The organism is Francisella hispaniensis FSC454, from assembly GCF_001885235.1.
Classification (GTDB): domain Bacteria; phylum Pseudomonadota; class Gammaproteobacteria; order Francisellales; family Francisellaceae; genus Francisella; species Francisella hispaniensis.
In genome coordinates this window covers 12,090-36,165 of sequence record NZ_CP018093.1, presented here as the reverse complement: position 1 = coordinate 36,165, position 24,076 = coordinate 12,090, and the positions used below count along the sequence as shown (strand labels likewise).

Here is a 24,076-nt window from a genome sequence, read left to right as displayed (position 1 = left end):
AATGCAAAAAAGAATTTGTGTAATTGGTGGTAAAGGCGAGATGGGGCAGATGACTCAAAATATATTTAGTAAATTCCTGCCTGAATATACACTAACTATATTCGATGAAAGAGACTGGCAAAACCCTCAACAAAAACTTGCTAATCAAGATATTGTAATACTTTCTGTGCCAATATATCTAACCGATGAAATTATCAAAAAAACTATACCTTATCTTTCTGAAGGCACTATCTTAGCTGACTATACCAGTATTAAAAAAGAACCTCTAGAGTGTATGTTAGCCAATTATAATGGACCTGTAGTAGGTCTACATCCTATATTTGGTCCAACAATTAGTTCTCCTGAGAACCAAGTAATTGTAGTCTGTGATGGTAAGCAACAAGATAAGTATCAATACTTTATCGATGATCTAGCGAAAATTGGCTTTAACATCGAAAAAATGACTGCTGAAGAACATGATGAGGCAATGACTTTTATCCAAGGTATTGAGCATTTTAGTGTCTACTGTCTAGGGTTATTTCTTAAGCATAAAAATGTTGATATTCAAAAGATGCTAAAGCTAGCGAGCCCTGTATATAAAATGGAGTTAAACATCGTAGGTAGGCTTTTTAGTCAAGGTCCTGGCTTATATGCTGATATTATTATGTCAGATAAGCAAAGACAGCAAACTATCGCTGAATTTGCTGAATTTGTAAACGCTAATGCTGAAAAAGTATCAGATGGTGACAAACAAACTTTTATTGAGAATTTCAAAGCAGTTAAAGAATGGATGGGGAATTTTGCACCACAATCATATAAAAATACAGATAAACTATTACTTAAAAAGAAAGGCTACTAACTTCTTACATAAGCACTAATACTAGATAATTTAAGGCGCACATTAGCGATTAGTAGTTTCAAAAGTAAATAATTTGAAAATAAAACTGTTTGAACGAAGTGAGTTTTTTATTTTCTATTTACTTTAAACTACGATAGCGTAGTGCTAGGCAGTTTTGCATACAATTCCCCTCTTGAGAGGGGTGCCATTTTAATGGCGGGGTGTGGCTGCCATGAAAAAAGTATGTCGCTAAAACTTACGTAGTAAGTAGCGAAATCAAATAATAAAGGCTTTTAAAAATTAATCTAACCAAAATTTTTAACAATCTCTTTAACTAATTTCTTACCTCTAATAGGATTAAACATTATAGAACTTAGTGATAAATGATCAGCTCCTGCTTCGACATATTTTTTAGCATCATCTAAGGTATAAATACCACCGCCGCCAATTATAGTGATACTATCACCGAACTCTTCTCTAGCTTTTTTGATAGCTGGCAGACTATACTCATGTAATGGATAACCTGAAATACCGCCCTTAGCTGTTGGAATAGTATTACATAAATGAAAAGTTGTAATTCCTACCGCAAGATATTCTCTTATTTTAGCATTATGATCAACAGTTGGAGGCATTTTGATACTAATATTTCTACCAGCAAATATCGGAGCTAATTCAGCTGGAAAATCAACAATACTAGCATTAGGACAACCTATATTTATCTCAATATTTTTATGATTTGCAAACTTTGGTAACTTTAAAGTCTCTGCAAAACTATGCCAGTCGGATATCTCTAATGCCGCTAATGATATTATATCTTGAGCTCTTTTGGGTGGATTTGCATTTGCCAACCCCGGATTACGCAAACCAATTTTATTACGCCATGCATTTTTATCTATTTTACGGATAGTTTTGATCGCTTGTTTGATAAGTCCCCAACGTCTATTAACTGTAAAAGAACCATAAACATTCGAAGTTTCTGCAAATTTAAGATATTTACCAAAAGGTGGGGAAATTATTATTCTTTTAAGATCTTGATTTTGCATCTTAACACTCAAACTCTTTTAACTTCTTAACAATATCATCAGCACGAAGTAGTGGCCTACCTACGATGATGTAGTCAACGCCAAGCTCTTTAGCTTTTTTAGGTGTCAAAGCATTAAAGTGATCATCACTTAAGTCACTCTCAAGCCTTACACCTGGAACATATAGCTTGATTTTATCCCCAAATTTAGCTCTAACATCTGCAACTAAATGTGGATGACATATAAAGTTTTCCACACCTAAATTCACACATCTTTCAAATTTTGCTAGACTATCTGCCTTATCAAAATTAGCATCACTACTAAGAGTAATCACAGCTAATGGTATAGCTTGAGTCTCTGCTGTAAGAGCTGCTTTGACCATCTCATCACTAGCAGTACCATGAAATGTGAAGTATTTGAAATTTGGAATAGCTTTTGAATAATTTTCAATTGCGGTTTTAACTGTATTAGGAATATCGTGTAGCTTAAAATCTAGAAAAATATCTTTATCGCCTACTAGCTCATGAATTTCTTTAAAAGATAGAGTTGAGCATAGAATATGACCAATCTTAACACAGTCAACATACTTTGATACAGTGGCTGTTTTCTCTAAATCTGACTTAGAGATACCATCTGCTGAGAACATTATTTTCATTGAGTTTCTCAAACGATTAATCGATGTTGAAACTATATATTAGTTTAATTTATGGTGATAGTAAACTATATTTTGACTTTGTTACTTTTATAGATATTCAAACAGAGTATTTAATATTACAAAGCTTATAAATAAGATTTCTCTAATTTTTTGCTTTTTATATTAGATAATTTTTTATCTATAGAAACTAAGTTACTTTTCATAAATTTTTTAGAAGTGATAATTAAACAAATTAAATACTTTAATAACTACTACAAATTCATCTCTAAATATTTTGTTTAAGCCACATATCCTCAAGGAACCTCACTACCCTCCAACTTAAGACGGACTTTCAAGGCCAAGGATCTCAGATGGATTAGTGTTAGGCTTACCAGCGATGGTTATGCTCTCGATCGCTTCCTGTGGTGTCACCTCATCCAACTTAGGAAGCGTCCAAGCTTTTTTCCGAAGCTTTAATTTATCACATACATTAGGAGACAAAGAACTATTCATTCATACTCACCATTTTGGTTTGTTAAATTAAAAATAAATTTTACCCTACTCTGTAAGTATATCAACAAGTAATGTACTCTCTAGGTCTGTACGCGATAAAAAAGTTGAAAAAAACTACTAAAACTATGACTTTAAGTTATGAAAAAATCATCGTGTACAGAGATTTTGACTTTGTTACTTTCATAGATATTCAAACAGAATATTTTATATTACAAAGCTTATAAATAAGATTTCTCTAATTTTTTGCTTTTTACATTGGATAATTTTTTATCTATAGAAACTAAGTTACTTTTCATAAAATTCTTAAATTTATGTATCATTATAATATGTAGGTATTTATATCTATATTTTTCATCACAAAAGTATAAAAGGCAGGTTGATTATGGCTTTAAAAGTAGTTATTTCTCATAGAACTCAATACAAGTATGATAAGAAAGTTTCATTATCACCGCACATAATAAGGTTAAGACCAGCTCCGCATAGCAGGACACCAATAGAAACTTACTCACTAAAAATCAAACCAGAGAATCATTTTATTAATTGGCAGCAAGATCCATTTGGAAACTACTTAGCAAGGCTAGTGTTTCCTGAAAGAACTGATGAGTTTTGTATTGATGTTGAAATTATTGCTGACATGATTACTATTAATCCTTTTGACTTCTTTGTCGAAGAAGGAGCAAAGGATTATCCTTTTCAATACAAAAAAGATTTGAAAAAAGAGTTAGCTCCTTATTTAGAATTAGAAGATGACTCAAAAGAGTTACGAGATTTTGTCGCATCTATAGATAAATCTAAAAAATCTATAATAGACTTCTTAGTAGAGATTAACCAAAAAATATATAATACTCTTAATTATACTATCCGACTTGAACCAGGAGTTCAGACTCCTAAAGAGACTCTTGATAAAAAGCTAGGTAGCTGCAGAGATTTTTCTTGGTTATTTGTACAGGTTCTAAGGCATCTTGGACTTGCTGCAAGATTTGTATCAGGCTATTTAGTACAATTAAAAGCCGATGTTGAATCATTAGATGGACCTAATGGACCAGAAGAAGATTTTACAGACTTACATGCTTGGACAGAAGTATATATACCTGGTGCTGGCTGGATTGGTCTTGACTCTACCAGTGGTCTTTTTGCTGGAGAAGGTCATATCCCTCTGGCTTGTACGCCTCATTATAATAGTGCTCATGCTATTGAAGGTGCTACTGATGTATGTGAAACAGAGTTTTTCTACGAAAATAAAGTCACAAGAATATTTGAATCTCCAAGAGTTACCAAGCCATATACAGAAAAACAATGGCAAGATATTTATAATTTAGGCTTTAAGGTTGATAAAGATCTAGTTGAAAACGACGTCCGCTTAACAATGGGGGGAGAACCTACTTTTGTGTCTATCGATGATATGGAGTCAGCTCAATGGAATACAGAAGCTGACGGCCCTCACAAAAGAGAATTAGCTAATAAATTAGCTAGAAAATTATTAGCATCTACCACAAATGGTGGATTATTGCATCATGCTCAAGGTAAATGGTATCCTGGAGAGCCTCTTCCAAGATGGCAAACAACAGTTTATTGGCGAAAAGACGGTAATCCTGTATGGAAAGACCCAAATTTGTTAGCAGATATGAATAAATCATATCCATATAAAACATCAGATGCTAAAAAGTTTCTATCAACACTATCATTAGTTTTAGGAATTAGTGATCAAAATATTATCGCGGCATTTGAAGATCCTATCTACTACATAATGAAAGAGGCTGCACTTCCTATAGATATAGATCCGATGAAATATAATCTAAAAGATCCTTTAGAGAGACGTACTATTGCTGAGAAACTTAGCTTTGGTTTAGATGAAGAAGTTGGATATGTTTTACCTTTAGCTTTTGGTAAAACAAAATGGATTAGTTCTAAGTGGGAATTCAGAAGAGGAAATTTATTTTTATTAGCAGGTAATTCTCCACTTGGCTTTAGACTTCCTTTAGACTCACTAAATCTTAAACCACATATTGAGATTGAAAAGTCCTTTGAAATTGATTTATTTGCATCATGCCCTGCTCTTGGTGACTATATAACTCCCGTTGAGCAAAGAGCAAAAAATCTTAGTTCAAATACTACACCTCATAATACTTATAGCGCTTTTGTAAGAACAGCTATTTCTACAGAAATTAGAGATAATAAACTCTGTGTTTTCTTACCACCTATAAATGATACAGAAGTGTTTTTAGATCTTATAGCATCTATCGAAGTGACTGCTAAAATGTTAGATATGGCGGTTATCATAGAGGGTTATGAACCTCCTCAAGATAATAGAATAGATAGAATAAAAGTAACTCCAGATCCAGGTGTTATCGAAGTAAATATCCAACCAGCGCACTCATGGAAAGAGTTAAGTGATAATATACTTGGTTTATATGAAGATGCTAGACAGTGTAGACTTGGCACGGAGAAGTTTGCTATTGATGGCAAGCACACTGGTACCGGAGGTGGTAACCATGTCACTCTAGGTGCTGCTAAGCCAAGTGACTCACCACTATTAAGAAGACCTAATTTGCTTAGAAGTTTGATAACTTTTTGGCAACATCATCCTGGTTTATCATATCTGTTTAGTGGTGCATTTATTGGCCCTACTTCACAAGCACCAAGAGTTGATGAGGGAAGATTAGAGAATCTATACGAATTAGAAATAGCCTTCTCACAAATACCAGATGATGACTCAAATGTACCATTCTGGTTAGTTGATAGATTATTTAGACATATGCTAACTGATATTACTGGTAACACACACAGAAGTGAGTTTTGTATCGACAAACTTTACTCACCCGATAGTAGCTCAGGTAGACTAGGTATTTTAGAGCTTAGAGCATTTGACATGCCACCTCACTCTCAGATGGCGCTACTGCAAATGCTATTAGTAAGAGCATTAGTATCTTGTTTCTGGAGAAAACCATATAAACATGACTTGGTGCGTTGGGGGACAAGACTACATGATAAATTCCTATTAGAGCATTATGTAAAAGAAGACATCAGAGAAGTTGTACAGTTCCTAAATGATGAAGGCTACGAGTTTAAACTTGAATGGTTTGATCCATTCTTTGAATTTAGATTCCCTCTATATGGTATGACTACTATTGACAATATACACTGTGAAATAAGAGCGGCTATAGAGCCATGGCACGTACTAGGTGAAGAATCTAGCTCTCAAGGAACAGCAAGATATGTAGACTCTTCTGTAGAAAGATTACAGCTCAAGATCCAAAACTTTAATGATGAGAGATATGCTGTTGCATGTAATGGAGTGCAAATTCCATTATCAAAGACAAATGTTGAAGGCGAGTATGTCAGTGGTGTTCGATACAAAGCATGGCAACCTTGGTCAGCCTTACACCCTACAATCGGTGTTGATACCCCATTAACTTTTGATATCGTTGATAAATGGAATAATAGGTCAATAGGTGGGTTTAACTACTTCGTTTCTCACCCAGGTGGTAGAAGTTATGAGACATTCCCTGTTAACTCATATGAAGCAGAATCGCGTAGAATTACCAGATACTGGGATTTTAATCACTCACAAGGCGATCTTGTTGAAAATGATCCGGTTGTATCAGCTACAGGTAACGCTGCTTACAGTAATGAAACTAACAGAGTTATTGTTGATAAGAAAGGTAGTTCTAAGCAATTTAATTATCATCAAATGCCTAAGAATAAAGAGTACCCTTTCACTTTAGACTTAAGACAAAGATGGATAAAAAACAACTAAAAACTTGATATTTTTGACTCTTCTTTAGGTTTTTCGTTCGATAAGCTCACTACTTAGCTTTCTTAATACTTTGTAAACTATTTGCTAGCAAATCTATATAGTTCGGATCTTGCGGAATGCCTTGAATATTTTGTTTTTTAACAAGTTCACCAAGCTTTACATTTAATCTTTTATCTTTCCTAATCGCTTTAATATTTTTACTTATCGCTGGATAGAGTTGCTCATCAACCTTTTTAACCTTATCGCGATAATTAACTAGACAATCTGTACTTTGTTGCTCAAGCTGTTGTTGGGTTGCATTGTTCCAATAGTAATCCTCTATCTGTTTAGATAAATCCATTTGTATCTGAATGAAAGCAAGAAATGAGTTAGTCTCTAAATGATTTTCTTTTGCTAAGTTTTGAGCATTTTGTAAAACTCTAATCTCTTGTGCAGCATCATAAATAGGACTGTTAAATTTATGCTTGCATACTCCAACACCTTGCATTAAAGCCGCTCTTTCAACTAAAAGGCCAAGAGGTTTATCAACTCCTGCATAACAAAAACCAAACATTAACGAAAATACTCCCGCCACTACTTTTACCAATTTATTCATATTAAAAATCCCACATTATTTTTAGTTTTGTATAAGTAGAATAGACTTAACCTTACAAAACTTTAACTCTTGTATAGCTATATTGTGATTTATAATTATTAATATAGATATCTTTTACAGCAAATTTTAAGGAGTTCAAGATATGCTAAAAAAATCTCTCACAATAATCTCTGCACTTACACTATCATCTTGTAGCATAGTTGGAATCAATAATACTCCACAAGCAAAATACACAAATATTAAAAAAGATGATAATTTCTCTGTTAGAGTTTATGCTCCTCTTACTGAAGCTCAAGTAACTGTCGAAGACTCTGACTATAAGTCTGCTGTCAATAAAGGTTTCGGCTACTTGTTTAAATACATAACTGGTGCAAATATTGCTAAGCAAGATATCCAAATGACAGCTCCTGTCAAAATAGAACAATCATCACAAAAAATTCAGATGACTGCTCCAGTAATGATAGCTAGCGATGATAAATCATGGACTATAGCTTTTGTATTACCGGCTCAATATACTCTACAAAATGCTCCAAAACCAACTAATGATAAAGTCAAACTAGTTGAAAAACCAGAAACAAAAATGGCTGTAATTACATTTAGTGGTTCCCTAGACAAAGACTCTATAGATACTAATACTACTAAACTTAAAACATGGATAAAAGCCAACAACTACGAGATAGTCGGTCAACCTGAGGCAGCTGGTTATAATCCACCATGGACAATACCATTCTTACGTACTAATGAAGTTATGATACCGATTAAATAATTATAATATTGTTACATTTTCGACTAAGTACTCAGCTAGTATTCGTCTCTTATCTTGTTTTGATGTCTGTAAAAAATAGCAATATAACTTAACATCCTCTTGAGCTTCATCGATTTGGATTTCGACTAACTGTCCAGAGCTAACCTCTTGCCTAAATAAAGGATCAATAGACCATATAATCCCAAGCCCATGTATAGCTGCATTTTTTAACTCATCGGTAGAACTTGACAGGTAATCATAATTTAAATTTACAGATGATTTACCAAACTGCCATCCCTTAGGATGAGTAAGAGTATTTACCAAAGTATTATGATTCGATAAATCTGCTAAACAACTAGGTACTCCTCGCTTTTCTAAATATTTAGGCGAAGCATATAATTTACGTTTGAATGAACAAAAGGTATATTTGACTAATCTAGGATCAGAAACATCTATAGAACTTATAGAAATATCACAAGTCCCTTCTAAAACTGTAAGTGGCGAATTAATATTATGTATATTTAGTTTTACTTGATCATATTTTGATAAAAAATTAGCAAAGTGTTCAATAAAAAAAGCGACATTAAGTCCCGCAGTTATCGATACCGCAATTTCTCCTCTTGGTTGTATATCACTATTTTCAATATCATTTTGTGCATCTTCTAGACGTTTTATGATATCTTCAGCATAATTGAGAAAAACCTCTCCTTTAGCTGTTAGTTCTACTTTCCTAGTAGTGCGTATGAATAGTGATGATGATAGCCATTCTTCAAGAAAGTTAATTTGTTTACTAACTTTTGCTAATCCAATTCCTTGTTTTCTTGCCGCTATTGTAAAACTACGATTTTTAGCTACTAGTATGAAGCTTTTCATACAGTCAAATTTATCCATATTATTATTTCCTATTTGGAAAAACATAATTGCTATTTTATATGTTTTTTAAAAACAATTTTAGTGTGAAAATATATAAAAGATATTTTTAGATATAAAAATATGCACTATATAAGGAGTAATTTTATGAAAAAGCTTTCAAAACTATTACTAGGAACACTTTTAACAATATTAGCAACAATCATTGTTGCAGGCTGTACTTCCATGAATGACAGCGAAACAGGGTATCAAAATGGATATTATATTGCTAAACTTAATCATGATTTCAATGATGTATATCAAGCAACAATCAATTCTATCAGTTCTGGGATTACTTACGATGAAAACGGTCATGCATATAACTTACTAGAAAATAGTGAAATTAATAATAAAGCCACAATAACCGCTGTTAATAATGAAGATCCAAACGATCGCCTAGAAATTATTATCGCCAAAATATCCAAAAATAACACAAAAATTATGATTAAGTGTGCTGATCATGATGATTCAATTAGGTCTTCTGCTCTATTAGACACAATTAACCAACAGTTATAACGTAACCAAGAGCCTATTCTGACACTTATTATTTCAGTACCCTAGAGGCTCATAAACGAAAGAGATTCCATTATGAAAATATCTAAGCTAATGGCTACTATAATAATTTTATTCATAATCATTTTTCTTATATGTGTTTTTTTATTCTTTGATGCTAGCTTTGAAAGAGATGCTTATCTATATGCTGACTTTACCAGAGTAAATAGTGTTGAAAATGCGCGGGTAGAGAAGATATATATCAAAAAAGGATCATATGTAAAAAAAGGTGATACGCTATTTGTACTAGATTGTAGATACATCACAAAAAAACTCAATATACTAAAATCTCAAGAGAAAAAAATAGCTCTAGAACTCAAAGATATTATTATTAAAATAAAACTTGCTGAAAAACAAAGAGATCTAGCAAGAGATAGTTTAATTGTTGAAAAAAGAAATTTTGAGAGATATAGAATTCTAATAAAAGAAGGAGCAGTATCTGATCAACAGAAAGATCTAGCTGAAAAAAATCTAATATCTAGTGAATCTCAATTTGTTAGAGCTTGTCAGAATGTAGATAATCTAAAAATAAGACAAAATAATCTATTATCAGATCAAAAAGTAACGCAATCAAAGATTGATCAAAAACAATACTCTTTAAGTAGATGCACTATCAAGGCTACAACTAGTGGATATATCTCAAATTTTATACTAGAAAAAGGCGACTTTATTAAGCAAGGACAAGCGCTATTTTCTATAGTTGATACTCATAAATGGTATGTAGTAGCCAATGTCAAAGAAAGTAATATTAAATACTTATCTATTGGGCAAACAGTCACTATAACAACGAGCCTAACAGGGTTTAAAAAATATACAGGCAGAATAGTTGATATTGATAAGGGAATCACTAGACCAGAATACAATAATTTCTCAGCTCTATATAACATAGAAAGAAATATCGACTGGGTTAGATTAGACTACAGATTTCCAGTACTTATAGAAGTTTTATCCAAAGATACAAAAAACTTTAGACTAGGTGGAGATGCTCATGTATGGTTCTAAGTTTTATGATATTAAAAAAGAAGAGTCTTTAGAAGTACTCCTAATATCTATAGCGATTTCCATATGTGGCGCAGTAGCGATTATTATTAATGATGCTCTAAATTTTGATTATCCTTTTTGGGCTGCTACAGCTGCCATAGTGATATTCTCTACAGGTTCATCACTTACACTCTATAAAACATGGAGAAGAATTGTTGCAACAATTATTGGCTCAATTATAGGACTATACCTAAGCATACTCTTAGTTGAATTTTCATTTGTGGGTGTAATGATTATTTTCATAATAGGATCTATATTCTTGTTTTTGTCAAAAACATATCCTAAGGAAGGTTATTTTCTTCTTTTTATTGGCTTACATATCTCTTTTATAGGAGCTGGTTGTATTGTAGAGCCTGCCAATGCTTTTTATCTAACTGAATATCGAATACTTACTAATATTGTTGGTGTCTTATGCACATTAGTTTTTGTGATGTTATTACCGATGAAAAAAGGAAAAGGGTTCTCTCCAGCTCCATCAATGTCAAACAAAGATGCTCTATTAAATGTAACTAGAATATTTATCGCAATGAGTTTAGCTGTATTGTTCTGGATGTTTGTGAATGTCCCAGGTGGCTCAATTAATATGATTATAACTATCGTAGTTATCTCTGGGATTGAGATAAATAAAACTGTTCTTATATTTCATCGGCGATTTTTCGGTTGTTTATTAGGGGTTTCTTGTGGTATCGCTTGTATTGTGATATCAAGTTATTTACCAATTTTGATATTTCCGCTATTTATAGTTTTCTCAACAATCTTTATATATTTTACTTTACAGCATCCACTATATGGATATGCCTATGAACAAGCAAATAGAGTATTTATGATAGTTTGTTTTCCTACAAAATCAGAACTTTTTAGCTTTGATGATGGTGCATATAGAGCTTTAGGAATCTTTATTGCCTTATTTATATTATTACTAATAGAGGTCGGCGAGAGAGTTCTAGATGTTATATCTGAATCTTTGAATGAGTATATTATTAGACAAATATTACTATAAAAAGTCCCTAATTATGAGATGGTTAGTCAATCTGAAACTATTGGATATAGTGCCCATCGTATACAATATCATTTTACCTATTAATGAGGTCAAGAGCTATCAAATCGACTTTCTAGTCTCAGATATCCATACAAGACTTTAACAAAGCTTTAACTTTATCTATTCCAAGCTTATTCATCAAATCGATATTTCTTTGAGGTATATCATCAGGGTTTGGATAGTTTGCTATTGCTCTCTCAAGAGACTCTTCACGAATCAAGTGCAACATAGGATAAGGCGAACGATTTGTGTAGTTTTCAACATCATCCGAGTCTACCCCTTCAAACTGATAATCAGGATGAAAACTTGCTATCTGATAAACTCCTTCCAATGACATATCATTCAAAAGGTTATCTGTATCATATAGAAAGTCATTGTAGTCGTAGAAGTCTTGTAAAATATACGGATGAATAACCAACGTTGTCTCAATACTCGTATCACTTTCTAAAAGCTCAAGTTCTGCCTGTACTTCTGCTAATAGTTGCTCTATAGTTGTTGCTTCTGAGACAAAATAGCGAACTCTATTTTTAACAACTTCACGTTTAGCAAATGGGCAAAGATTCATTCCTACAACAAATGTCTTAACCCAGTTTTGTGTAGCTATAATTATTTGCTGTTTATTCATATTTGATATTGATAATGGAGTTTACTTACACTTAGTATACTCTTTTGTTGTAATAAGTTTGTATATAAAAATCTCTTCTGTAAGTTACCAAGGTTAATTTCTGCTAAAATAAAGTTACAAATATATAACTAGCAATTAGAAGAAATATGGAAAAAGTAAACTTCACATCTCATGGATGTAATATATCAGCACAACTATATAAACCTGAAAACTTTGATCAAAATAACAAATATCCTGCGATAGTTTTATGTCATGGTTTTGCTGGGTTTAAAGAAGTGTTACTACCTGCGTATGCAGAAGCTTTTGCAAAGGCTGGGTATGTTGTACTTAACTTTGACTATAGAGGATTTGGTGAAAGTGAAGGCGAAAGAGGTCGACTAGTACCAAAACTACAAATCGAAGATATTCATTCTGCAATTGATTATGTAGCTAGTTTAGATTTTGTTGATTCTAATAAAATTGGGCTTTGGGGCACTTCTTATGGTGGTGCTAATACTATCACAGCTGCTGCGCAAAATGACCTTGTCAAATGTCTATCAGTTCAGCTAACTTTTGCTAATGGTGAGAGAGTAATTACAGGTGATATGTCAGATGAAGAAAAAGAGAAATTCATCGGTATGATAGATAAAATGTTAGCTAAAAAAGAAAAAACTGGTAAAGAGATGATGGTACCTTTACATAAGGTACTAACAGATGAGCAATCTATAGGCTTTTATGAGAGATATAGTAAAGAGTATGATGCTTTTGATATTAAAATTCCATTTCTGACAGTTAATGAAACTATGTCGCATAAACCTGAAAACTATATTGGAGATTTAAAAATTCCTGTACTAATAGTAGCTTCTGATACTGACTCTGTAAATCCAATTGAAGAGTCACATATATTATATGAAAAAGCTAATAACCCAAAAGAGCTAATGATTCTGGAGGGTATTAGTCATTATGAATGTTATGAAGGTGAACCATTAAAGAAAATATTAGCTAAGCAGATCGCTTGGTTTGATGAGTATATTAAATAGTGAAAATACTACCCCGTCTTGCTTTGCAATCCACCCCTTCAATATTTGAAGGGGAATTCCTGCACATTAGCGGTTAGTAGCGAAAATTTAAAAATATTTATGCTTTTTTGTATGATTTTTAGATTTAATTGATAATCTTAAGGATATTGTCTATCGTTATATTCAATTCACTAGTACTAGTAATTTCTTGCAAAACCTTATCTAATATATTGACACCAAAATATTTTTTAATAATATATGAGGATAAATATATCGCCGATAAACATCCTCCCGAAGATATTATATTATCATCAACCCATATTGGCTTATCTGCAATATTATAACCTTTAAGTTTTAATTTTTTTGCTGTTTTAATATCTGTAGCAATAACAGAGGCATCATGGATAAGTCCTAGTTTTTCTAAAAACAATGCTCCTGAACATTGTGAACATATAATTTGATTTTGAGGAGATATACTTTTTTTTAACTCAGAGATTATTTGGTTATTATCTATGATTTTATCTGTATTGCTAGAGCTTCCAAATATAATGATGTCATCATTAATAATTTCAGAAATCCTTTTATCAATGGTTATTGTTATACCATTCATTGAAGTAACATTACTTTTGTCACTTACCATATAAACATTAACAACAGGAAAATATTTTTTTAACCTTGATAATATATGAAAAGCTATAAAGGAATCAATCTCATTAAAGCTTTCAAAAGTACATATTGATATATTTAAGGAACTTAACTCTTTATCAGTATCAAAACTCATGATTAAACTCTAAACACTGTCCTCTTTGATCACTCACAACTTTACCTTTATGATATTTAACTACACCATTTACAATTGTAGTTTGAACTTTTGATTGGAAAGTGATGCCATCAAATGGAGTCCAACCACATTTATAATGACAACATTCATCTGTCACTGTATGCGGATCATTAAGATCTACTAATACCAAATCAGCATGATAGCCTTCACGGATAAAGCCACGATCTTTTACCTTATAGACTATAGCTGGAGCATGAGCTGTCTTTTGCACTACCTGCTCTAAAGTTAAGAAACCTTTATGATAATGCTCTAATACTGAGATAAGCGCCTGCTCAACAAGTGGCAAACCTGCTGGAGCTTTGAAATAGGTACCTTGCTTTTCTTCCCAAGTATGTGGCGCATGATCTGTAGCAATTACATCAATAGTATCATTTGCAACACACTCTAGCAGTTTCAGACGATCGCTTTCTTCTTTGATTGCTGGATTACATTTGATACGTGAACCCTTATCAGCATAATCTTTACGTGAGAAAAACAAGTGGTGAGCACAAACTTCTGCTGTAATTCGTTTCTCTTCTAACGGGATAGTATTATCAAAATGCACCATCTCTTCAGCTGTTGTTAGATGAAGTACATGCAATCTTGAGTTATATTTCTTTGCTAAATTTACTGCAAGTTCAGATGATTTAAAACATGCCTCACGCGAGCGAATTTCCGGATGTAAGTCAAAAGGTACATTCTCACCGTATTTCTCACGCGCTTTGTTCTCAAGCTCCGTAATCATTGGCGTATCTTCACAGTGTGTCACTATTAGTAGTGGACTATCTCTAAAAAAGCCTTCTAAAGTCTCAGGATTATTCACTAACATATTACCAGTTGAGGCACCCATAAAGATTTTGATAGCACAAGCATCATTTGGTTTTAGCCGCTTTAGCTCCTCAACATTATCGTTAGTCGCACCAAGATAGAAAGCATAATTTGCATGAGACCTAGCTGCAGCACGCTCTTTTTTCTCATCTAGTCGCTCAACTACTGTAGTAGCTGGATTTACATTTGGCATCTCCATATATGATGTGATACCGCCCATTACAGCAGCACGCGATTCTGACTCGATATCGCCCTTGTGCATAAGGCCAGGCTCTCTGAAATGTACCTGATCATCAATCATACCTGGTAGCAGATGAAGCCCTGTTGCATCTATGACCTTATCTGCTGGTTTGTCTATATTTGCAGCAACTTGGGCAATTCTACCATTCTCTACCAAAACATCAGATTTAAATGTTTTGCCTTCATTTACAACTGTAGCATTTTTGATAAGTAAACTTTGATTTTGCATTTTTTCCTCCTTTATAATCTATCGAAATTATAAAGAACCATAATATAAATCACCATATTTAAAAGTAATATTTATATAATTGTTCATGTTAATATGTCTAATAAGTTAATAATTACAAGTTATAAGCATGAGTAAGGTAGAAACTAATAATAATCAATATTGGCTTGATAGATGGCAAAATAATGATGTCGGTTTTTGTCAAGAATCTCCAAATGAGTTTTTGGTTAAACACTTTTCTAAACTGAATATAAATGATTCTTCAATATGCTTAATCCCGATGTGTGGCTGTAGTATAGATATGCTGTACTTCTTATCTAAGGGAGTTAAAGTAGTTGGTATTGAGCTATCAGAAAAAGCTGTCTTATCATTTTTTAGTCAAAATAATATCAAATATGAAGTTATACAAGGTGATGACTATAAACTCTATAAAGGTGATAATATTGAGATATATGTAGCAGATATTTTTAACTTACCTAAGATAGCGAATCTACCAACTTTTGATATTTGGTATGATCGAGGAGCTTATATCGCTTTGCCTAATAACCTAAGAGCTAAGTATGCAAAAATGATGCTACAAGTATGCTCTGATAAAACACAAATACTCCTATTAGTGATGGAGCATGATAAAAAATCGCAGACTCCACCTTTTAGCGCTACTCAAGCTGAGTTAATAAAGAACTTCTCTCCATATATTGAATTTAAATTAATTGATAGTAAGCAAAGAGAATCTATTCCTGAATATCGAAAGACTGAAGGAATGACTATGCAATTTTATACAACGTATCTAAGAAAGTAAAAATATTGATAGGTTTATTTTCCAAACTTCTGATTAATGCTCTGCATATACTTATTTAGAGCATCTAAACTACAACTATTATTTTTATCCATTATCGGCAATTTGACATACTTACCATTATATCTAAGCTTAACCGTATAAATATCTCCTTCTTTAAAAAGCTCAAACTGAAGATTACTTGCATATCCTGGCGCTGTATCTAGTGGTACGCCTAAAGTACCCATAACTTCTAAAAGTGTCAGATCATGCCCTGAATAATAAGTCATTTTATATTTAGATTTACCACTAGCGGCATTATTTAGATCTTCGATCATTCTATTAGTCAATTTACCACCCATGATATAGGCTACTTTTTGTGATTTAAACTGTTGTGCTAAACCCCAATCTGTAAGAGCAATTATCTGATCAGCATCTTCTTGAGATAAACCCTTTGGTAAAGGTTTACCATGTGCTTTAGCAACAATCAAAACATCACCAACTGTAATAACATCATTTAATCCTGTGATTCTATTACCTAGTATTTGTTGCCATTTTGCAAAATTTGGTGCAGCTTCTTTTGTCTTGTTTTGCCACTCTGGCGAGTTATAGACATACTTTTTCAATACAGCTAAATATTGTTCATAAGGAAATTGTATAAGGTGCGAGTCTGCTGAGAGGGTCATTATTGGTATTGGTTGAAACCTACCTTTAATTGCAGGATCACCATCTCCAATTAACGGTCCTGTACCAGCTGGATATAGACCCATAAGCAAACTTTGAGCACTAACCACTGTGCGATTTGTGTGACTTGATAGCACATAGATACTTTGATCAACATAATACTCCGGTAAAAGGCCAAATTTCTCTATATATCTTTTTCTTAGCTGAAGACCTAAATTATACTCTTGATTCATACCAATTGGAGTAAGTTCTGATAGCTCAGTTCCCCAGCTATAATTAGCATTTTGGATATTTGCAAAAGGTGCTCTATCGCCATGGCGTGTAATCATCGATACAAAAACTAGCTTACTTGAGTAGCCTACCGGTATCAAAAATAACAATAATATTAATGTCGCAAAAATTTTTTTCATAAATGATTTAGGTACGTTTTTTTTAATATTTACAATATATTATCATTTTAAAAAATGAAAACTATGATTTTATATTCATATATAGATTAGTTTAAGAATTCTATAGAAAAGTGAAAAATCAAAAGAGATAGAAATTAATTGTAATATAAAAATAGCCTTAAAACTAGACCAAATTCAACTTTAGGCAAAACTTAAAAAAACACTCTTTACATATAGCTCTCAAATGCCTACAATACTTTCAATTTGCCTATTAACTTTGTAAAAAGTAATGACAAAAAAGTTTTTCAAATACTTTTTTCTCCAAGTTTCATTCATCACAGTAAGGTTGTTTTATTATGATATTAGCTAACGATATGACTAATGCGATATTGGTTTTTCCAGATGGTACATACTATCTAGGTAGATCAATAGGGGTTCGTGGTTGGACAGACGGCGAAATTTGTTTCAATACATCAATGACAGGTTATCAAGAAACTCTTACAGACCCCTCTTATGCTGGTCAGATAATCACATTTACATTTCCTCATATAGGTAATGTCGGTATCAATAACGAAGATAACGAGTCACTAGGTGTATTTGCTAAGGGTTTAATCGTACGAGAGAATTTAACTAACCCATCAAATTTTAGAGCTAAAAAGCATATAGATACATGGCTAAAAAATAGAAATATAGTAGGTATCTGTGGTGTAGATACGCGTGCAATTGTACGTAAAGTACGCAAAGAAGGTGCGGTAAGAGTTGCTATACTTTCGGTCAAACCAGGTGAGTTTCTAGATGCAAATTATGTCAGATCACGTATCAAAAACAAATCAAACCTAAACGGTAGAGACCTTGCAATCAGTGTAACTACAAATAGAGAATATGATTGGAATGAGCATACATTCTCATTAGGTCAACAAGTATACAAACAACAAGAAAGCTATAAGTATAGTGTTGTAGTTATCGACTATGGTGTCAAGTACAATATCCTAAGAAACCTAGTAGATGCTGGTTTTAAAGTAACTGTAGTACCTGCTGATAGTACTTATGAAGATATCATGAAGCATAATCCTGATGGCGTGTTTTTATCAAATGGTCCTGGTGATCCATTTGCTACTTCTGACTACACTATGCCAGTTATCAAAAAACTTCTAGAAGTCAAAATGCCAATATTTGGTATCTGTCTAGGTAACCAGTTATTAGCTCTAGCTGCTGGTCTAAAAACTAAAAAAAATGCACAAAGGTCATCGTGGTGTGAACCAACCCGTGCTCGATGCCGATACTAAGAAAGTTCTTATCACAAGCCAAAACCATGGTTTCGTGGTATGTGACGATGTGGTTCCAGATAATATCGAGATTCATATGAGCTCACTATTTGATGGTACGGTTGAGGGCTTAAGATTCAAAGACAGACCAGCTTTTGCGGTACAGTATCACCCTGAGAGTTCACCTGGTCCGCATGACTGTAAATATCTATTTAATGAATTTGCTGAGATGATAGCAGAAAGTAAGAAAGGGAATTAAGAAGATGCCAAAAAAGAACAGATATAAAAAGTATTTTAGTACTAGGGGCTGGTCCAATTGTTATCGGTCAAGCATGTGAGTTTGACTACTCAGGAACTCAAGCGTGTAAAGTTTTAAAAGAAGATGGCTACACAGTCTTTCTAGTAAACTCAAACCCTGCAACTATCATGACAGATCCTACAACTGCAGATAAGATCTTTATCGAACCGATTACAGTTGAGAGTGTTGGCAAAATTATTGCTAGAGAAAGACCTGATGCAATCTTACCTACAGTAGGTGGTCAAACTGCACTTAACTGTGCATTAGCGTTAGACAAAGCTGGTATTTTAGAAAAATATAATGTTGAAATGCTTGGTGCAAAGGCTGACTCTATCGATAAAGCAGAAAATAGAGAAAGATTTAACAAAGCCATGGCAAAAAATTGGCTTAGAAGTACCTAGAAATGTTGTGGTACAAACGATGGAGCAAGCTTATAAGGCTCTAGAAGATATCGGTTTACCAGCTATTATCAGACCATCATTTACTCTCGGTGGTAGTGGCGGTGGTATCGCTTATACAAAAGAAGAATTTGAAAAAATTGTCAAAAAATGGTCTAAGCCTATCACCAACAAATGAAGTGCTAATTGATGAATCAATATTAGGTTGGAAAGAGTACGAAATGGAAGTTATCCGTGATAAAGCCGATAACTCAATCATCGTTTGCTCAATTGAGAATATTGATCCTATGGGTATCCATACTGGTGATAGTATCACAGTAGCACCAGCACTTACTTTGACAGATAAAGAATACCAAATCATGCGTGATGCTTCTATCGCTGTACTTAGAGAGATTGGTGTAGAGACTGGTGGTTCAAATGTACAATTTGCTGTGAATCCTAAAGATGGAAAGCTTGTTGTAATCGAGATGAATCCGCGTGTATCTCGCTCTTCGGCATTAGCATCAAAAGCTACTGGCTATCCTATTGCAAAAGTTGCCGCAAGACTAGCAGTTGGCTATACTCTTGATGAAATTGATAATGACATCACAAAAGTCACTCCAGCGTCATTTGAGCCAACAATTGATTATATAGTTACCAAAATTCCTAGATTTACATTTGAAAAATTTCCAACTACTCCATCAAATCTATCTTCACAGATGAAATCTGTTGGTGAGGCGATGGCGATTGGTAGATCTTTCACAGAAAGCTTACAAAAAGCTCTTGTATCACTTGAAACTGGTTTAACAGGTCTTGATCAAGTTGAAATAGCTGGTGTAAGTGAGTCAAATACCAAACAAGAAAACCAAGCAGCTATCCTAAAATCATTAGAAGAGTTATCTCCTATGAGAATACTAAGAGTAGCTCAAGCGCTTAGATACGGAATATCACAGCAAGAAATTCATGATGCTTGTAAGATAGATCCATGGTTTATTGAGCAGATTGCAATTATTGTAGATGCCGAAGAAAAACTTAAAAAAACTGGTCTACCAAATAGCAAAGAAGAATTCTCAGTTTATAAAAATCTAGGATTCTCTGATGCGAAAATTGCTGAGCTTGTTGGTAGAACTGAGAGATATATTAGAAACTTCCGTTTCGGTAAAGAAATCTACCCTACATTTAAAAGAGTCGATACTTGTGCTGCTGAATTTGAGTCACAATCATCATATTTATACTCGACTTATGAGCATTATAGCTACGAAGAAATCGTGCGTGATTGTGAGTCTGAAATTTCGGACAAAAAGAAAGTCATAATATTAGGTGGTGGTCCTAACCGTATTGGTCAAGGTATCGAGTTTGATTATGCTTGTGTTCACGCTGCTAAATCTCTCAAAGAAGAAGGTATCGAAACTATCATGATTAACTGTAATCCTGAGACAGTTTCTACAGATTATGATACTTCTGATAAATTATACTTTGAACCATTGATGGCTGAAAATGTTCTTAACATAATCAAAAATGAAATGCGTAAAGGCAAGGTTCTTGGAGTTATTGTACAGTTTGGCGGTCAAACTCCTTTGAAACTTGTATCAGCTCTTCATGAAAACAACATTCCTATACTTGGTACAGATCCAGATAAGATTGATCTAGCTGAAGATAGAGAAAGGTTTAAAGAACTTCTTGATAAAGTTGGCTTAAAACAGCCTCTAAATACAATTGCTTATACAATTAATGAATTAAAGAAAAAGATCGTTAACGTTGGCTACCCTGTTGTTGTAAGACCATCTAATGTCTTAGGTGGTAGAGCAATGGAAATTGTCCATTCGCAAGACGAGCTAGATACATACATTAAAACAAATGCTAAATGTATCCTTGAAGGTCCTATACTTATTGATAAATTCCTAGAAGATGCTACAGAGCTAGATGTTGATGCTCTAGCTGATGGTTGTGAGCGTGTATTTGTTGCGGGTATTATGGAGCATATTGAAGAAGCTGGTATTCACTCTGGAGATTCAGCTTGTTCTATCCCTACTCGTTCATTATCGGATGAGCAAATCGAAGAGGTTAAACAAGCAACTATCAAGCTAGCAAGAGAGCTAAATGTCATAGGTCTAATGAATGTCCAATTTGCATATCAAAATGGTGAGCTATATGTAATCGAGGTAAACCCTAGAGCATCAAGGACTGTACCATTTGTTGCAAAAGCTACTGGAAACAGTATCGCAAATATCGCTACTAAACTTATGCTTGGTAAAAAACTATCTGAATTTATCTTAAACAACCCTATACCTAGACACTTCTCTGTCAAAGAAGCGGTATTCCCATTTGGCAGATTTGCTGATGTCGACTGCTATTTAGGTCCTGAGATGAAATCTACAGGTGAAGCAATGGGGATTGATAGAACCTTTGGTGTAGCATTTTACAAAGCTCAAGAGATGTCTTTTAACAAGCTACCATTAAAAGGAAATATCTTAATATCAGTCAGTGATACTGATAAACCTAAGATACTGCAACCAGTTAAAGAGCTAATAGACCTTGGTTTTAATATCTTTGCGACGAAAGGTACTGAGCGTTTCTTAAAAGAAAATGGTGTTGAATGTAAGCTTTTTGATAAGGCTTCTGATAATATTGGTAACAATCAAGTACACAGTACTGTCAAAGCAATCGAAGCGGGTGAAGTTGACTTATTGGTTAATACATCAATAAGGCAAGAGCTGAAAATAAGTTTAGCATTAAGAAGAGCTGCTATTATGAGTAGAGTTTCTTATGTCACAACGATTGGAGCTTTTGAGGCTTTTGTAATTGCTGTTAAAGATATGCGCAAAATCAATAATGATTTTGATGTTAAAACTGTTAAAGAATGGATTAATAGTTAGTAAAAAACTACTATTTACCAGTCATCCTGAACTAGTTTCAGGATCTCAATAAAAGCAATACTTCTTGTGAGATGCTGAAATAAATTCAGCATGACATTAATGTTGAGGATTAATAAATGCTATCATTTCAAAAGCTATTACGTGGTGATCAAATTACTAAAGATGATTTAAATAAACTATTTAATCAAGCTGATATTTACAAAGATAAACTAGCTAATTCAGAGCCTATCAAAGATTTAGAAGGTAGAATATTAGCTTCTTTATTTTTTGAACCTAGCACTAGAACAAGGTTTTCATTTGAGTCGGCGATGAATAGACTTGGTGGTAAAGTAATATCATTAGAAAATGGCGCTTCTAGCTCTACTCAAAAAGGTGAAACTCTTGATGATACAGGTAGAATGATGGATCAGTATGCTGATATTATCGTGATGCGTCATCCTAAACCACATAGTGTTGAAGAGTTCTCAAAATATGTCAACTCTCCTGTGATAAATGCTGGTGATGGTGAAAATGAACATCCTACTCAGTCATTGGTTGACTTATATACTATCTACTCTGAAAAAGGCTCTCTTGATAATCTAAAAGTTGGTTTCTTAGGAGATCTAAAATATGGACGTACAGTTCATTCACTAACCAATATCCTCGCTAAATATAATGCCTCGTTTAAATTTATATCTTCAAAAGAACTACAAATCCCTAATAAGCTAAGAGATTTTGTTGAGGAGAATGGTAATTCTTTTACTGAGTTAGATAAAGTTAGTGCCGATGTTTTAGAAGACTTAGATATACTATATGTAACTCGCGTCCAGAGAGAAAGATTTCCTGACGAAGAAGGTTATCTAAAAAATAAAGATTTATGCTACTTAGATAGAAAGCATATTTCAGCTACTAGTAACTTTATAATTCTTCATCCTCTACCTAGAGTTGATGAGATGGATAGATCAATTGATAAACTTGAGTGTGCAAAATATTTTGACCAAATCAAATATAGTATTCCTATTAGAATGGCTCTTTTATCTCTATTAATAGCTAAAAATTAAATTTTTATTTTTTATAGATTTCTTTATAAGCTCTATATAACCCATAAAAATCTTGATTAGTAAAATCTTTCTTAATAGCATATTCAACTATTTCTCTAAATTTATGTAATAAATTAACTTCTGTTTTTGATTTATAGCTAACTATTAATAAAAGTAGTATACTATTTTTTATTTAAGCTATGGCCTATTCACATCACTTTATAAAGAAGGTATTAAAGTTAAAATCAGAGGGTATGAGTTTTCTAATCTTGGCTGATAAATTTAATATAAGTGTTAGAAGTATCCAACAATGGTTAAAAGGGAATCTTCCTAAAGGCACTAGAAATAAACCTAATACAAAACTTGATATGAATAAGCTAAAACAAGACGTTATAGATTATCCTGATAGTTATTTACAAGAAAGAGCTACTAGGTTGGTCGTAAGTGAGTTTTGTATAAGCTATAACCTTAAAAAGTTAAATATTACATATAAAAAAACTCTAATTCACCCCAAAGTAGACGAAGAGAGGCGAGAATTATTCAGGAATAAGATTCAATCTTATAAAGATCAAGGGTTACCTATATGTTATCTTGATGAATCTGGTCATGCCTTAGATATGCCCCGAACTCATGGTTACTCTACACAAGGGCAAAGATGTTATGGGGTATGCAACTGGGGAGCTAGAGGTCGAACCAATGTCATAGGTGCTTTGATTGGCAAGGTATTATTTGCTGTTGGACTATTTACAAGCAATATTGATACGACTGTGTTTACAACTTGGGTAAAACATTTCTTATTACCTATCTTAAAAACTACAACTGTTATAGTAATGGATAATGCTACATTCCATAAAAATATAGATATGTTAAAAATGATTCGTGATGCAGGGCATATTATAGAGTTTTTACCTCCATACTCACCAGATTTAAATCCAATAGAGAGTAAATGGTCTGAGAAAAAAGCATATATCAGAAAACATAATTGCTCCGTGGAACAGTGTTATGCATATTAGTTTTATACATAGTTATCTA

General features: G+C 33.2%; 17 protein-coding genes and 4 pseudogenes. 12 read left to right on the top strand and 9 right to left on the bottom strand.

The annotated features are described in order from the left end of the window. Position 1: 1 nt before the first annotated feature. Complete coding sequence (tyrA, locus tag FSC454_RS00160; RefSeq protein WP_066045182.1) at positions 2-838, top strand: bifunctional chorismate mutase/prephenate dehydrogenase; 837 nt, start codon at positions 2-4, stop codon at positions 836-838. Between the two features lie 279 nt (positions 839-1,117). Here tyrA and FSC454_RS00155 read toward each other — a convergent pair. Together FSC454_RS00155 and pyrF are read right to left on the bottom strand one after the other, a co-directional pair. Further along, a pseudogene (locus FSC454_RS00155) lies at positions 1,118-1,860 on the bottom strand (diguanylate cyclase). Position 1,861: 1 nt separating this feature from the next. Next, on the bottom strand, positions 1,862-2,494 hold the full coding sequence (pyrF, locus tag FSC454_RS00150; protein WP_197456244.1) for an orotidine-5'-phosphate decarboxylase: 633 nt from the start codon (positions 2,492-2,494) through the stop codon (positions 1,862-1,864). Between the two features lie 874 nt (positions 2,495-3,368). Between pyrF and FSC454_RS00145 the strand changes: the two genes are divergently transcribed. Then, the gene (locus tag FSC454_RS00145) at positions 3,369-6,743 is read left to right on the top strand and encodes a transglutaminase family protein (protein ID WP_066045186.1); all 3,375 of its coding nucleotides are present in this window, start codon (positions 3,369-3,371) and stop codon (positions 6,741-6,743) included. A 49-nt stretch (positions 6,744-6,792) separates the two neighbouring features. Here FSC454_RS00145 and FSC454_RS00140 read toward each other — a convergent pair whose 3' ends face one another. Beyond that, the gene (locus FSC454_RS00140) at positions 6,793-7,338 is read right to left on the bottom strand and encodes a chorismate mutase (protein WP_066045189.1); all 546 of its coding nucleotides are present in this window, start codon (positions 7,336-7,338) and stop codon (positions 6,793-6,795) included. A gap of 142 nt (positions 7,339-7,480) precedes the next feature. Here FSC454_RS00140 and FSC454_RS00135 point away from each other — a divergent pair, with 142 nt between their 5' ends. Beyond that, positions 7,481-8,104, top strand: a complete 624-nt coding sequence (locus tag FSC454_RS00135) for an SOUL family heme-binding protein (protein ID WP_066045190.1) — start codon at positions 7,481-7,483, stop codon at positions 8,102-8,104. Here the strand turns inward: FSC454_RS00135 and FSC454_RS00130 are convergent, their stop codons facing one another. Then, positions 8,105-8,974, bottom strand: a complete 870-nt coding sequence (locus tag FSC454_RS00130; RefSeq protein WP_066045192.1) for a LysR family transcriptional regulator — start codon at positions 8,972-8,974, stop codon at positions 8,105-8,107. A 126-nt stretch (positions 8,975-9,100) separates the two neighbouring features. On the opposite strand from FSC454_RS00130, the gene FSC454_RS00125 reads away from it, so the two are divergent. The 3 genes from FSC454_RS00125 to FSC454_RS00115 all read left to right on the top strand — a co-directional run bounded on the left by FSC454_RS00125 (position 9,101) and on the right by FSC454_RS00115 (position 11,585). After that, positions 9,101-9,508 (top strand): DUF3568 family protein, encoded by a 408-nt coding sequence (locus FSC454_RS00125; protein WP_066045194.1) that lies wholly within the window; start codon positions 9,101-9,103, stop codon positions 9,506-9,508. 72 nt (positions 9,509-9,580) lie between these two features. Then, complete coding sequence (locus FSC454_RS00120; protein WP_066045196.1) at positions 9,581-10,546, top strand: HlyD family secretion protein; 966 nt, start codon at positions 9,581-9,583, stop codon at positions 10,544-10,546. Further along, positions 10,533-11,585 carry an FUSC family protein gene (locus FSC454_RS00115; RefSeq protein WP_066045198.1) on the top strand — a complete coding sequence of 351 codons (1,053 nt, stop codon included), beginning with the start codon at positions 10,533-10,535 and terminating at the stop codon, positions 11,583-11,585. Before FSC454_RS00120 ends, FSC454_RS00115 begins: the two co-directional genes overlap by 14 nt. A 118-nt stretch (positions 11,586-11,703) precedes the next feature. Here FSC454_RS00115 and FSC454_RS00110 read toward each other — a convergent pair whose 3' ends face one another. Continuing rightward, positions 11,704-12,249 carry a DUF1415 domain-containing protein gene (locus tag FSC454_RS00110; protein WP_066045200.1) on the bottom strand — a complete coding sequence of 182 codons (546 nt, stop codon included), beginning with the start codon at positions 12,247-12,249 and terminating at the stop codon, positions 11,704-11,706. A gap of 146 nt (positions 12,250-12,395) precedes the next feature. Between FSC454_RS00110 and uilS the strand changes: the two genes are divergently transcribed. Next, the gene (uilS, locus tag FSC454_RS00105) at positions 12,396-13,268 is read left to right on the top strand and encodes a UilS family quorum-quenching N-acyl-homoserine lactonase (protein ID WP_066045203.1); all 873 of its coding nucleotides are present in this window, start codon (positions 12,396-12,398) and stop codon (positions 13,266-13,268) included. Positions 13,269-13,392: 124 nt separating this feature from the next. Here the strand turns inward: uilS and FSC454_RS00100 are convergent, their stop codons facing one another. Beyond that, positions 13,393-14,028 carry a DJ-1/PfpI family protein gene (locus FSC454_RS00100; protein ID WP_044247105.1) on the bottom strand — a complete coding sequence of 212 codons (636 nt, stop codon included), beginning with the start codon at positions 14,026-14,028 and terminating at the stop codon, positions 13,393-13,395. Further along, on the bottom strand, positions 14,018-15,364 hold the full coding sequence (locus tag FSC454_RS00095) for a dihydroorotase (RefSeq protein WP_066045206.1): 1,347 nt from the start codon (positions 15,362-15,364) through the stop codon (positions 14,018-14,020). The genes FSC454_RS00100 and FSC454_RS00095 overlap by 11 nt, the downstream gene beginning before the upstream one ends. A gap of 127 nt (positions 15,365-15,491) precedes the next feature. Between FSC454_RS00095 and FSC454_RS00090 the strand changes: the two genes are divergently transcribed. Next, the gene (locus FSC454_RS00090; RefSeq protein WP_066045208.1) at positions 15,492-16,160 is read left to right on the top strand and encodes a thiopurine S-methyltransferase; all 669 of its coding nucleotides are present in this window, start codon (positions 15,492-15,494) and stop codon (positions 16,158-16,160) included. A 14-nt stretch (positions 16,161-16,174) separates the two neighbouring features. On the opposite strand, the gene FSC454_RS00085 is transcribed toward FSC454_RS00090, so the two are convergent. Next, positions 16,175-17,230, bottom strand: coding sequence for a histidine-type phosphatase (locus tag FSC454_RS00085; protein ID WP_066045210.1), 1,056 nt, complete (start codon positions 17,228-17,230; stop codon positions 16,175-16,177). Between the two features lie 335 nt (positions 17,231-17,565). Between FSC454_RS00085 and carA the strand changes: the two are divergent. The 3 genes and pseudogenes from carA (at position 17,566) to pyrB (ending at position 23,065) form a co-directional block, all read left to right on the top strand. After that, positions 17,566-18,733, top strand: a pseudogene (carA, locus tag FSC454_RS00080) (glutamine-hydrolyzing carbamoyl-phosphate synthase small subunit). A 23-nt stretch (positions 18,734-18,756) separates the two neighbouring features. Next, a pseudogene (gene carB / locus FSC454_RS00075) lies at positions 18,757-22,025 on the top strand (carbamoyl-phosphate synthase large subunit). Between the two features lie 116 nt (positions 22,026-22,141). Further along, positions 22,142-23,065: an aspartate carbamoyltransferase gene (gene pyrB, locus FSC454_RS00070; RefSeq protein ID WP_066045213.1), complete on the top strand. Its 924-nt coding sequence runs from the start codon at positions 22,142-22,144 to the stop codon at positions 23,063-23,065. 4 nt (positions 23,066-23,069) lie between these two features. On the opposite strand, the pseudogene FSC454_RS09890 reads toward pyrB, so the two are convergent. Continuing rightward, positions 23,070-23,198 (bottom strand): annotated as a pseudogene (locus FSC454_RS09890) (NAD(P)-dependent oxidoreductase); the annotation flags it as partial. A gap of 46 nt (positions 23,199-23,244) precedes the next feature. On the opposite strand from FSC454_RS09890, the gene FSC454_RS00065 reads away from it, so the two are divergent. Beyond that, positions 23,245-24,057: an IS630 family transposase gene (locus FSC454_RS00065; protein WP_071794746.1), complete on the top strand. Its 813-nt coding sequence runs from the start codon at positions 23,245-23,247 to the stop codon at positions 24,055-24,057. Positions 24,058-24,076 lie beyond the last annotated feature (19 nt).